We start from the raw sequence: 12,193 nt of genomic DNA, 5'->3' as shown, positions 1-12,193 counted from the left end.
CTGACCGGGTGGACTGCTGGGGCGCAGCCCGTAAACGGGGACGTCAGCGCCCGCCGGGCCGGCGCAGCCGCATCGACGATTCGCGAATGCTGGGCCGCGGCACCCGGGGCACCCGCAGCCGTGGGCCCGATTCACCGGTCGCCGGCTGCCGCCGTGCCGCTCGCCGCTGCGCCCGGCGCTCGGAGGGTTTGTGATGCCAGGTCTCCGGCCGCGCGGCGACCCAGCGCTGGGAGCGCCACGCGAACGGAATGTGCGCGAGATACAGCCCGATCAGCACCATCAGCAGGATCAGCGGATAGGTGACGAGAGCGGCGGCGGCCAGGGCCACCAGCACCAGAAGCAGTGCCGCGGCCTGCGGTGCCACCGACACCGATTTCATGGCCAGGGTCGGAATAGTGCTGACCGCGAGCAGCGCGGCGAATACGGTCCAGACCGCGACCACCGGGAAATTGGTCCACCATCCGGCGCCGAACTGGCTGTCCAGCGCGATCGGCAACAGGGCGATCAGCGCCGCCGCCGGAGCCGGGACGCCGGTGAAATATTCCCGCTCCCAATCCGGCCGGTTGTCGTCGTCCATGATCGTGTTGAACCGGGCCAGTCGCAGTACCACGCTGACGGTGTAGATCAGGGCGATGATCCAGCCCGCACTGTCCTGGCGCAGCACCGTCACATACAGGACCAGCGCCGGGGCGACACCGAAGGATATGGCGTCGGCGAGCGAGTCGAGTTCGGCTCCGATCTTGGTGGTGGCCGACAGCATCCGGGCCAGCCGACCGTCGAGGGTGTCGAGGACAGCGGCCGCGCCGATCATGGCCAGTGCGATATCGAGCGAGCCGTCCAGGCCGAATTTCACCGCCGACAGACCGGCGCACAGCGCCAGAATCGTCACGATGCTGGGCAGGAGGCGAATGGTGCGGCGGCGGCGACCGGGCTCGGTGACGGTGTTCTCGATCATGTCAGCAGTTCGGCCAGCACCGTTTCCGCGCCGATGGTGCGCTGCCCGGGCTCGACCAGCAGGCGCGTACCGGCCGGAAAGTAGGTGTCGACCCGGGAGCCGAAGCGGATCAGCCCGTAGGTTTCGCCGATCCCCAGCCCGTCGCCGACCTTCACGTCGCAGACGATGCGGCGGGCCAGCAGACCGGCGATCTGGACGACGGTGATCAGTTGCCCGGAGGCGGTCTCGAGGACCACACTGTTGCGTTCGTTGACCGAACTGGCCTCCGGCAGATCCGCCGAGCGGAACTGGCCACGCTGGTAGGCGATGGTGCGCACCGTCCCGGCGACCGGAGTGCGCTGGACGTGCACGTCCAGGACCGACAGGAAGATGCTGACTCGCGGCAGTGCGGCGTCGCCGAGGTTCAGTTCGGCCGGCGGTACGGCGGAATCGACGAGTGCGATCTCACCGTCGGCCGGCGCCACGACGATGTTCGCCCGATTCGGCGGCACCCGGTTCGGATGCCGGAAGAATGCCGCGCACGCCGCCGCCGCCGTCAGCCCGGTCCGCCGCAGCCAGCGTCGCCGGCCGCCCAGCACCGCCAACGCCAGCGGTGCGGCCACGAAGGGCAGACCAGCGGGATGCAGCGGCGGAATTGCGGCTTTGACCAGGTCGGCAATATGTCCGAGCCCGGTACGTTCGGGTGTGCCGGGCGGGGTGGGGCGGCGGGCCACTGGCTCCTCTTTCGTGCGTGAATGATGAGCGGTCCGGCACAGCTCGAAGGACCGCGTCCACACCTTACGGGACGCGGCCCCACCGCGGCGTCCCTCGTGTTTGCCGGAAAGCGCGGTCCGGTGTGCCGGGAGCACGTCTGCCCGCCCGTGCAGCACGAATTGTTTTATGAGAATACGGGCGCTGAGGATTAGCATTCCGACTAATATGAGGGGGCCTCATGTCTACGGACTCGTAGGGGCGCGGGCCGCCCGGTCCACGACACCGCGAGCGAGTCGGCCGGGGCTCATGAAGAACGTTCGATGCGCGGGTAGCGGCGCGAGACCGCTCGGCTGTTGTGTCCGGCCCGCCGGTAGGTGCATAGGAGATGCGCGATGGCTGCACGACTCGCCCAGATCACCGGGGTCGAGCACACGGCGATGCTCGGGCTCGGCGTGTACCGCCCCGCCCGCGTGGTGACCAACGACGAAGTCGCCGGTCCGATCGATTCCAGTGACGAATGGATCCGCACCCGTTCGGGTATCCGGACCCGACGCTTCGCCTCCGACTCGGAGACGATCATCGGCATGAGTGCCGCAGCCGCCCGCGATGCCATCGAGGCCGCGGGGATCACCGCGCAGCAGGTGGACTGCGTGATCGTGGCAACCTCCACCTGGCTGTTGCTCACCCCTGCCGCCGCGCCGCAGATCGCCACGGAATTGGGTATGAACAATCCCGCGGCGTTCGACATCTCCGCGGGATGTGCCGGCTTCTGTCACGCCCTGGGCCTGGCCTCGGATCTGGTCAAGGGTGGCACCGCCGGGCATGTGCTGGTGATCGGCGTCGAACGCCTCACCGATGCGATCGATGCGAAGGACCGCGGCACCGCATTCCTGTTCGCCGACGGAGCCGGTGCGGTGATCGTGGGTCCCTCCGACGAACCCGGCATCGGCCCGACCGTCTGGGGTTCCGACGGTGAACAGCATCAGGCCATCCGTCAGGACAAGGACTGGATGGAGTTCTTCGCCGAGATCGACGAGAAGGGCACCGACGCGGTCCGTCCGTACCTGACGATGGAGGGCACCGCGGTCTTCCGCTGGGCCGCCCATTCACTGAAGAAGGTCTGCCTGGACGCGATCGAGCGCGCCGGTCTGTCCCCCGATGAGATCGACGCGATGGTTCCGCATCAGGCCAACGGTCGCATCATCGAGATCATGGCGCGGGAGTTGAAGCTGTCGGCCAACTGCGCGCTGGCCAACGATATCGAGGAGACCGGCAACACCTCCGCCGCCTCGGTTCCGCTGGCCATGGAGGCACTGCTGCGGTCCGGGGAAAGCAAACCGGGGGCGGCGGCGCTGCTGGTCGCGTTCGGTGCGGGGCTGTCCTATGCCGCGCAGGTGGCCAAGCTACCCAATGTGAAGTAGCCGGGCTGCCGGAGTTCAGCCCATATTCCAGGTGACGGTCACGGTGAAGGTCACCGTCTGCTGCCCGGGCTCGAGTGGTATATCGGGTGCCGCGAACTCGGCCCGGGCCTGCGGCGGGGTGGACCCACCGCTGTCGGCTTCGTTGATCGTCTTCACATCCTTCAACTCCAGGCCGGACAGCACCGCGTACTGGTTGGCGCGTGCCTTGGCATCGGCGAAGGCACCGGCGCGAGCGTCGGCGAGCAGCTTCGAATTGTCGTCGAGTGCGAAGGAGACGCCGCGGATGCGGGTGTCGTTGCCTCCGGCCTGCACCGCCGCGGACAGGATTGCCGAGGCCTTCGGCAGATCCCGTACCACCACATGCACGGTGTTGGTGGCCTGATAGCCGGTGATCGCCCGGTCGCGGCCGTGCTGCGGCTGCACCGAGACGTCGGTGGTCTGGATGTCCTCGCGCTTGGCCCCCGCCTGCACCATGGCGTCGGTCACCGCGGCGGCCTTGCTGTTGGCCTGCTCGATGGCGGCGGAGACGTCGGGTTCGGTCACCTCGACACCGACGTCGGCGTTCAGGGTGTCCGGAGCTCCGCGTACCTGTCCGGTGCCGACCACGGTGACTTCCCGCGAGGTGTCCGAGTCGGAATTGCCACAGCCTGCCAGCAGTGCGGTCGCCGCCGCGACAGCCACCACGGTGCCCGTAATTCTTCGCATGCCGGGCAAGTTACGCGGTGTGCCGCGGGCTGGGAGCGGGACGCGCCGGTCGCTGCCCGGCCGCGACTGCGTCTCACCGGCCGGCAACGCCGTTCAGCGCTCGGCCGCGGCCTTGATCTTGGCGAGGGTTTCGTTCATGCCCGCGACCAGATCGCCCTCGAACTGCTGCTCGCCGCCCAGGAACTTGTCGATCGCGATGCGCACCGGCTTGCGTACCCCGTTCGGGACGTCGCGCCGTTCGGTGAGCCTGGTGCCGGATTCGATGGGCTCGAGGGAATAGCTCCAGACTGTGCCGTTCTCGTTCATCCGGAAGGCGAAGGCCTGGTTCGGCTCGTGCCGGACGATGCGCGAGGTGGTCGGGTAGTACATGCCGCGGACCTTGTTGAGGTTCACCGTCCAGGTGCCCGCGTGCACGGTCCCGCCCAACGGAATCATCCGCACGGTGGTCGGGCTGAATTCGGGCATCCGGGCGAGATCGGAGACGACCGCCCAGACCCGGTCCGGGCCGGCTGCGATGTCGACGGTGGCTTCCAGGGTGTTCGGCAACGCTGCCTCCGAGGTGATGACGAGGGTGATTATTACGTTCGGTAACGGTAATCCTAGTAGGGAGTGCCGAGTACCCAGTGGTGTGAGAGGGACCACATGTCGGTGTGGATCAACCGAAGATCGACTGGATCACATTCCGATGTGGATGGTTCCGCCGACCGTAATGCCGGACGCACAATGGCAGATAGATGTACGGCAGGCAACGATGCAACGACTGAAGCTGAGGCTTTGACGTCCCTGTGAGGTGATCGGCCGTGAACATACGAACAATCCTGCACCGCCGTCAGGCGCAATCGCTTCCGCTGCTTCCCGATTCGGAAGCAGAGCCGTTAGCGGTTCCGTTCCGCAGCAACGGCAGAAGATCCCGGCGCTCGGACGCCGAACGCGAAGAGCGCCTCGAACGATTGCTCACCCCCACCGAACTCGATCTGGTCGAACACAGGCAGGTGTAACCGGAGCTGCGCTCGCAGCGAACCACCTCGCCGACCTCCCTCCGGGCCCGCATACTCTCCGATGTGACATCACCAGCTGCCGTCAAACCGGTAATCCTCAGCGTCGACGACGACCCCGGCGTATCCAGGGCCGTGGTCCGCGACCTGCGGCGGCGCTATGGGGCCGACTATCGCATCATGCGCGCCGAGTCCGGCGCCTCGGCTCTCGACGTACTCCGTGAAGTGAAATTGCGAGGGCAACCCGTAGCGGTGCTGATCGCCGATTTCCGAATGCCGGGTATGGATGGCATCCAATTCCTCGAGCACGCGATCGACCTGTATCCCAGCGCGCGGCGCGTGCTGCTGACCGCCTACGCCGACACCAACGCCGCCATCGATGCCATCAACGTCGTCGACCTCGACCATTATCTGCTCAAACCGTGGGATCCCCCGGAGGAGAAGCTGTACCCGGTGGTGGACGCGCTACTGGAGTCCTGGCGCGGCGACGAGACCCGTCCGGTGCACGAAACCAAGGTGATCGGCCATCGCTGGTCGGCCCGCAGTTCGCAGGTGCGCGAATTCCTGGCCCGCAATCAGCTGCCGTACCGGTGGTATCCGGCCGACGAGCCCGAGGGTCTGCGGCTGCTGGAAGCAGCCGGGGCCGATGCCGAGAACTGTCCCGTGGTGATCGATGCCGCCGGTGCGGTGCTGCGCTCGCCGTCGGACAGCGAGCTTGCCGGCCGGGTAGGACTGAGTACCGACCCGATCGGCGAGTTCTACGACCTGATCGTGGTCGGCGGCGGTCCCGCCGGGCTCGGCGCCGCGGTGTACGGCGCCTCGGAGGGGCTGCGCACTGTGCTCGTCGAACGCACCGCCACCGGTGGGCAGGCCGGACAGAGTTCGCGGATCGAGAACTATCTCGGGTTTCCCGACGGCGTCTCGGGCGCTCAGCTGGCCGATCGGGCGCGGCGGCAGGCCGTCAAATTCGGTGCCGAACTCATCACCGCTCGCGAGGTGGTCGCGCTGGAGGTGCGCGGTTCGGCGCGGCGGGTGCTGTTCTCCGACGGCTCCTGCGTCAGCGCCCACAGTGTGCTGATCGCCACCGGGGTCGAGTACCGGCATCATCCGGCGCCGGGCGTCGACGAGTTCACCGGCCGTGGCGTGTACTACGGCTCGGCGATGACGGAGGCCGCCGACTGCGCCGAACGGGATGTGTACATCGTCGGTGGGGCCAATTCCGCCGGGCAGGCGGCGGTGTTCCTGTCCCGCAACGCGGGCTCGGTACATATTCTGGTGCGCGCCGGTTCACTCGAGCAGTCCATGTCGCACTATCTGATTCAGCAGATCGAAGCCATCGAGAATATCGAGGTGCACACCGAGACCGAGATCACCGCCGTGGACGGCGACGGCCACCTGGAGCGAATAATGTTGCGCAACAACGTAACTGGCGCGGAATCGAAGGTCGATGCCGAGCGCTTGTTCCTGTTCATCGGCGCTGCACCCGAAACCGATTGGCTTGATGGCCTTCTCGTGCGAGACGCGGCCGGTTATGTCCTGTCCGGGCCGGATCTGACCATCGACGGTGCCCGGCCGCCGGGCTGGGAACTGCCCCGGCCGCCGCATCATCTCGAAACCAGCATTCCGGGCGTATTCGTCGCCGGGGATGTGCGCTCCGAGTCGGCCAAGCGGGTGGCCTCCGCGGTCGGCGAGGGTGCGATGGCGGTCATGCTGGTCCATCGATACCTGGCGAAACAGTAGGAGGCGGGCAATGACCGACGAAACGTCCGGCATGCGCTGCGACCCCGAAGAGCTGCGCACCCTGTTCCTTTTCGAGAAGCTCGACGAGGAACAACTTGACTGGTTGTGCCGGGAAGGGCGGGTCGAAGAGTTCGAGCCGGGACCGGTGTACCGCGAGGGTGAGCCCGCCACCTGCTTCTACGTTCTCATCTCCGGTGAGGTGGTGCTGTCCAAGCTGTCGGGCGGCCAAGACCTGGAACTCGTGCGCACCGACCACCGCGGCTCCTACGCCGGTGCCTGGACCGCGTACATGGGTGACCGGGCCGATCCGAACTACACCGGGTCCTTCCGGGTCACCGAACCGTCCCGGTTCTTCGTTCTGGAGGCCGGGACCTTCGCGCGCATGATGCAGGAATGGTTCCCGATGGCCCTGCATCTGCTGGAGGGAGTGTTCTTCGGCAATCGCAACACCAACGAGATCATCGGCCGCCGAGAGCGTTTGCAGGCCCTGGGCTCGTTGTCCGCCGGACTCACCCATGAGCTGAACAACCCGGCAGCGGCCGCCGTGCGGGCCACCTCCTCACTCCGCGACCGCGTCGCGGGGATGCGGCACAAACTGAAGATGATGGCGCACGGCAAGTTCGACTCCGCCGCACTCGAGGCGCTGGTGCAGCTGCAGGAGGAGGCCGCCGTCCAGGTGTCCAAGGCGCCGGTGCTGACTCCGATGGAGGCCGCGGACCGCGAGGACGTCCTCGGTGACTGGCTCGACGACCACGGCATCGACGGTGGGTGGGATCTGGCACCGAATTTCGTGCAGGCCGGGTTCGACGTCGACTGGCTGGACAAGGTCGCGGCCACGTTGTCCGAATGTGACGAGGGCGTCCTCGAGGGAGCGATCCGCTGGCTGAACTACACCGTCGAAACCGAACTGCTGATGAACGAGATCACCGATTCGACCGGGCGGATCTCGGCGCTCGTCCATGCGGCCAAACAGTATTCGCAGATGGACCGGGGCCCGTTCCAGGTGGTCGACATGCACGACCTGCTCGACAGCACCGTCGTCATGCTCGGCCACAAGCTCGGCGATACGATCACCCTGGTCAAGGACTACGATCGGTCTCTGCCCGAAGTGCCCTGTTACGCAGCGGAATTGAATCAGGTCTGGACCAATCTGATCGACAATGCGGTTGCGGCGATGGGCGGTTCCGGCACCCTCACGCTGCGGACCTACCGTGAGAACGACTGTGCGGTGGTGGAAGTCTGCGATACCGGCCCCGGCGTACCGGAGGAACTGCGGACCCGGATCTTCGAGCCGTTCTTCAGCACCAAATCGGTCGGCGACGGTACCGGTCTGGGCTTGGACATCTCGTTCCGGATCGTGGTGAACAAGCACGGCGGTGACATCCGGGTGGAATCCGTGCCCGCCGATACCCGGTTCGTAGTGCGACTGCCGTTACGCCCACCTCCCGGCCACGGTGCCCCGGTGGGAATCGAAGCCTAAGCGGCGCAATCCGATCCGCTTCCACCCCGGCGGATCAGGGTTTTCAATCGCCGAGAGGGCCGGTACGCTGGCGAGCCGCGCTGCGAGTATCGATGCGGCGCGGGCGCCGAGGAGTTTCGGCGCCGCCGGACCTTCGGGGGTATGCACGATGAAACGACTGACTGTGACGATGGCCGCGCTGGCAGCGCTGACCGTCGGCCTGACCGCCTGCGGCAGCGACGATCCCTCGTCCACCGACGCCGACGGCCTGCGCCGCAATGCCTCGGCGGTCGTGACACCGTCGCCGGCGCCCAGTGGCCCCGCCACTCCCGCGCCGGAGACCCCGGAGAGCTCCGCCCCCACCGAGGCGCCGCCCACCACCGAAGCGGCGCCGGATTCGTCGTCGGGTTCGGCGTCCGAGACCACCTGCGGGGAGTTCCGCAAGCTCGATATCGATGGTGAGAAGGCGCTGATGGAGCGGATTCTGGCGGAGAATCCGGGCTCGAAATTCGATGGCAGCCCGAATGTCGCACTGGGCACCGCCAAACTGGTGTGCCTGTCCGAGAGTAAAACGGACACCCCGGTAGCGGTCGCGATCGGAGTGGTCACCGGCTAGTCGGATCCGCGCGGATCGACTTCACCGATCGCGTCAACTTTCCGTTGACGAACATGGGGAGTCAACTTACAGTTGACGCATGGCTGAGAACCTTCGCCTCGACGACCTGATCGAGGGCATAAAAATCGCACGCCCGGACAATGCGCTGGAGCAGTTGACCGAGGCCGTGGTCGTTGCCGGAAACCTGAGCGAGGTGGCGGATCATCTGATCGGCCACTTCGTCGACCAGGCTCGCCGCTCGGGGGCCTCGTGGACCGATATCGGCCAGAGCATGGGGGTTTCCAAACAGGCGGCACAGAAGCGCTTCGTTCCCAAGCCCGGCGATCCGGACCTCGATGCCAACGCCGGCTTCGCCCGCTTCACGCCCCGTGCGCGCAATGTGGTGATGGCGGCAATGGCGGAGGCGCGGCACGCGGGAAATCCGGAGATTCAGCCGGAACATCTGGTGCTCGGCCTGCTCGGCGATCCGGAGGGGCTGGGTGCGCACGCCATCGTCGCGAAGGGGGTATCCCTCGACGCGGTGCGCCGGGTTGCGATCTCGGCCCTGCCGCCCGCCGTCGAGGAGGTGCCGGAGCTGATTCCCTACACGGCAGCCGCACGGAAGTCGCTGGAACTGTGCTTCCGTGAGGCGCTGCGGCTCGGACACAACTACATCGGGACCGAACATCTGCTGTTGGCGCTGCTGGAGCAGGAAGACGGCAAGGGAGTGCTGTCGGGCCTCGGGCTGACCAAATCGGATATGGAGCGCGATATCGCCGCGCAGCTCGCCCCGTTCATGCCGCCCAACGGGCCCGGCATGCCGATGCCGCCGAACCCGCAGGTGCCGCCGGCACCCCCCGGGGCACAGGTACCGCCCGTTCCGCCGAACCCGCCGGTGCCGCCGAATCCCCCCGTACCGCCCGCCCCGCCTGTGCCTCCGCAGCCGCCGACTCGGTGAGCTGCCACCCCGGAGGGCGGGTAAACCCCCTCCGGGGTGATACGGCAGTTGGTCGTGGTGCTGATGAGGTGACACCCGTGGCGGATACGATATTGCTATGGCGGACGGAGCGGATTCCGATCTGATCGCGGGTGAGCTACGCGCAGATCTGCTGCGCGCGCTCTCCTATGTCGAAACCGAGGACGGCCCGGACGGCAGCTATATCGTCAACGGCGATCTTCCGCCCGAGGTGGCACCCCCGTTCATCCGCGCGATCATGCGCATCGAGGCCGAGCTGCTGCTCCACGATGCCGAACATGTCACGGTCGAGGGTGGCGAGCCGCGTAGTCCCGAGGAACGTCGCACCGATGCTTTCGTTGCTCTGGCGCTGCGGGTCACCGATGAGACGTGACGAGGGCGAACGGGTCCGGCTTCCATCTCGGCAATAACCTTGCACTCGATACCGACGAGTGCTAAAAAGGGTGCTGGCACTCTCGACCAGTGAGTGCTAGGTCGGGACGGTGAGACCGGGTTTCCCAGACACCCTCGGTCGTCCGTCGCGGGCACCGAACCTGGCCAGCGTAATGGGGTGATCCCAACCTGCGGTCGCCCCGTGTGTCAGCCATACACATGGAGGATCTCAACAACGCCATGGCCAAGACAATTGCGTATGACGAAGAGGCCCGTCGCGGCCTCGAGCGGGGCCTCAACAGCCTCGCCGATGCTGTCAAGGTGACGCTGGGCCCCAAGGGTCGCAACGTTGTCCTGGAGAAGAAGTGGGGCGCCCCCACGATCACCAACGATGGTGTGTCCATCGCCAAGGAGATCGAGCTGGAGGACCCGTACGAGAAGATCGGCGCCGAGCTGGTCAAAGAGGTCGCGAAGAAGACCGACGATGTTGCCGGTGACGGCACCACCACCGCGACCGTGCTCGCCCAGGCGCTGGTGCGCGAGGGTCTGCGTAACGTCGCGGCCGGCGCGAACCCGCTGGGCCTGAAGCGTGGCATCGAGAAGGCCGTCGAGGCCGTGACCGGTCGCCTGCTGGATTCGGCCAAGGAGGTCGAGACCAAGGACCAGATCGCCGCCACCGCTGCGATCTCCGCCGGCGACCTGTCCATCGGCGAGCTCATCGCCGAGGCCATGGACAAGGTCGGCAAGGAAGGCGTCATCACCGTCGAGGAGGCGCAGACTTTCGGTCTGTCGCTGGAGCTCACCGAGGGTATGCGCTTCGACAAGGGCTACATCTCGGGCTACTTCGTTACCGACGCCGAGCGTCAGGAAGCGGTTCTCGAGGATCCCTACATCCTGCTGGTCGGTTCCAAGATTTCGACCGTCAAGGATCTGCTGCCGCTGCTGGAGAAGGTCATCCAGGCCGGTAAGCCGCTGCTGATCATCGCCGAGGACATCGAGGGCGAAGCCCTGTCGACCCTGGTCGTGAACAAGATCCGCGGCACCTTCAAGTCGGTCGCCGTCAAGGCCCCCGGCTTCGGTGACCGTCGTAAGGCGCAGCTGGCCGATATCGCCATCCTCACCGGTGGCGAGGTCATCAGCGAAGAGGTCGGCCTCAACCTGGAGACCGCCGGCATCGAGCTGCTGGGCACCGCCCGCAAGGTCGTCGTCACCAAGGACGAGACCACGATCGTCGACGGCTCCGGCGATGCCGACTCCATCGCGGGTCGGGTTGCGCAGATCCGCGCCGAGATCGAGAACTCGGATTCGGACTACGACCGCGAGAAGCTGCAGGAGCGCCTGGCCAAGCTGGCCGGCGGTGTTGCGGTGATCAAGGCCGGTGCCGCGACCGAGGTCGAGCTCAAGGAGCGCAAGCACCGCATCGAAGATGCCGTGCGCAACGCGAAGGCCGCCGTCGAAGAGGGCATCGTCCCCGGTGGTGGCGTGGCTCTGCTGCAGGCCGGCCCCGCGCTGGAGGACCTGAAGCTGTCCGGTGACGAGGCCACCGGCGCGAACATCGTGAAGGTGGCGCTGGCGGCGCCGCTGAAGCAGATCGCGTTCAATGCCGGCCTCGAGCCCGGCGTGGTCGCCGAGAAGGTTGCCAACCTGCCCGTGGGCCAGGGCCTCAACGCCGATTCCGGCGAGTACGAGGACCTGCTGGCGGCCGGCGTTGCCGACCCGGTCAAGGTCACCCGTTCGGCGCTGCAGAACGCCGCGTCGATCGCCGCGCTGTTCCTGACCACCGAGGCCGTCGTGGCCGACAAGCCGGAAAAGGCTGCCGCTCCTGTCGGCGACCCGACCGGCGGCATGGGTGGCATGGACTTCTGAGTCCATTTCCGCCTCTGCGCGTTTTTCCGACCGATAGCCGGTCCACCTTCGGGTGGGCCGGCTATCGGCGTTTCCGGGGGGACTGGGAGCTCGATAAGGCGCCACCGGCAGAACCGGCCGTGGGTGGCGCTGGGGGCGGCGATTCCGTCGTCTGCGACGTTCATCATTTATGCCCCTGACCAGGCGATTTGACTTCGTATCAATGTGTGCGTAACTTATTCCAGGTCAGAGCGACACGGACACCGACCCCGGGCCGAGAGGCCAGGGGAAAACGAGGTTGGACGAGGAGCGCCTGATAATCACACTGGTTCGGCGAGAAGGACCCGATTTGCTCGGGAGCTTCCGGCTGAGCTAAGCTGTAAAAAGTTGCCTAGCAGATCAAACGAGAGAAAGTCTCGGGAGATCGCTTGTGCGTG

The 12,193-nt window shown here is 66.6% G+C and carries 11 protein-coding genes and 1 pseudogene; 8 read left to right on the top strand and 4 right to left on the bottom strand.

Annotation, left to right across the window (positions count from 1 at the left end; all coding sequences use genetic code 11):
• Positions 1-43 precede the first annotated feature (43 nt).
• Positions 44-955, bottom strand: a complete 912-nt coding sequence (locus tag NV2_RS22460) for a CDP-alcohol phosphatidyltransferase family protein (protein ID WP_067877921.1) — start codon at positions 953-955, stop codon at positions 44-46.
• Positions 952-1,668, bottom strand: coding sequence for a phosphatidylserine decarboxylase (locus tag NV2_RS22455; RefSeq protein ID WP_067877918.1), 717 nt, complete (start codon positions 1,666-1,668; stop codon positions 952-954). Before NV2_RS22455 ends, NV2_RS22460 begins: the two co-directional genes overlap by 4 nt.
• Positions 1,669-2,040: 372 nt before the next feature.
• Between NV2_RS22455 and NV2_RS22450 the strand changes: the two genes are divergently transcribed.
• Complete coding sequence (locus tag NV2_RS22450) at positions 2,041-3,069, top strand: beta-ketoacyl-ACP synthase III (protein WP_067877916.1); 1,029 nt, start codon at positions 2,041-2,043, stop codon at positions 3,067-3,069.
• A 15-nt stretch (positions 3,070-3,084) separates the two neighbouring features.
• Here the strand turns inward: NV2_RS22450 and NV2_RS22445 are convergent, their stop codons facing one another.
• Both NV2_RS22445 and NV2_RS22440 read right to left on the bottom strand, forming a co-directional pair.
• On the bottom strand, positions 3,085-3,774 hold the full coding sequence (locus NV2_RS22445) for an SIMPL domain-containing protein (protein WP_067877914.1): 690 nt from the start codon (positions 3,772-3,774) through the stop codon (positions 3,085-3,087).
• 93 nt (positions 3,775-3,867) lie between these two features.
• A complete protein-coding gene (locus NV2_RS22440; RefSeq protein WP_067877911.1) occupies positions 3,868-4,320 on the bottom strand; it encodes an SRPBCC family protein in 453 nt (150 codons plus the stop codon).
• Positions 4,321-4,574: 254 nt separating this feature from the next.
• Between NV2_RS22440 and NV2_RS22435 the strand changes: the two genes are divergently transcribed.
• The 7 genes and pseudogenes from NV2_RS22435 (at position 4,575) to groL (ending at position 11,777) form a co-directional block, all read left to right on the top strand.
• Positions 4,575-4,772 (top strand): hypothetical protein, encoded by a 198-nt coding sequence (locus NV2_RS22435; protein WP_067877908.1) that lies wholly within the window; start codon positions 4,575-4,577, stop codon positions 4,770-4,772.
• A 63-nt stretch (positions 4,773-4,835) separates the two neighbouring features.
• Positions 4,836-6,509, top strand: a complete 1,674-nt coding sequence (locus tag NV2_RS22430; protein ID WP_067877905.1) for an NAD(P)/FAD-dependent oxidoreductase — start codon at positions 4,836-4,838, stop codon at positions 6,507-6,509.
• A 10-nt stretch (positions 6,510-6,519) separates the two neighbouring features.
• Entirely contained in the window at positions 6,520-7,989 is a 1,470-nt protein-coding gene (locus tag NV2_RS22425) for an ATP-binding protein (protein WP_067877903.1), read from the top strand.
• A 148-nt stretch (positions 7,990-8,137) separates the two neighbouring features.
• Positions 8,138-8,584 (top strand): hypothetical protein, encoded by a 447-nt coding sequence (locus NV2_RS22420; RefSeq protein ID WP_157103030.1) that lies wholly within the window; start codon positions 8,138-8,140, stop codon positions 8,582-8,584.
• 79 nt (positions 8,585-8,663) lie between these two features.
• Positions 8,664-9,401 (top strand): annotated as a pseudogene (locus NV2_RS22415) (Clp protease N-terminal domain-containing protein); the annotation flags it as partial.
• Between the two features lie 217 nt (positions 9,402-9,618).
• Positions 9,619-9,912: a hypothetical protein gene (locus NV2_RS22410; RefSeq protein ID WP_067877900.1), complete on the top strand. Its 294-nt coding sequence runs from the start codon at positions 9,619-9,621 to the stop codon at positions 9,910-9,912.
• A gap of 239 nt (positions 9,913-10,151) precedes the next feature.
• Positions 10,152-11,777 carry a chaperonin GroEL gene (gene groL, locus NV2_RS22405; protein WP_067878129.1) on the top strand — a complete coding sequence of 542 codons (1,626 nt, stop codon included), beginning with the start codon at positions 10,152-10,154 and terminating at the stop codon, positions 11,775-11,777.
• Positions 11,778-12,193: the final 416 nt, after the last annotated feature.

It is taken from the genome of Nocardia vermiculata NBRC 100427 (assembly GCF_001613265.1).
Lineage (GTDB): Bacteria > Actinomycetota > Actinomycetes > Mycobacteriales > Mycobacteriaceae > Nocardia > Nocardia vermiculata.
This window is presented reverse-complemented; position numbering and strand designations above follow the sequence as displayed.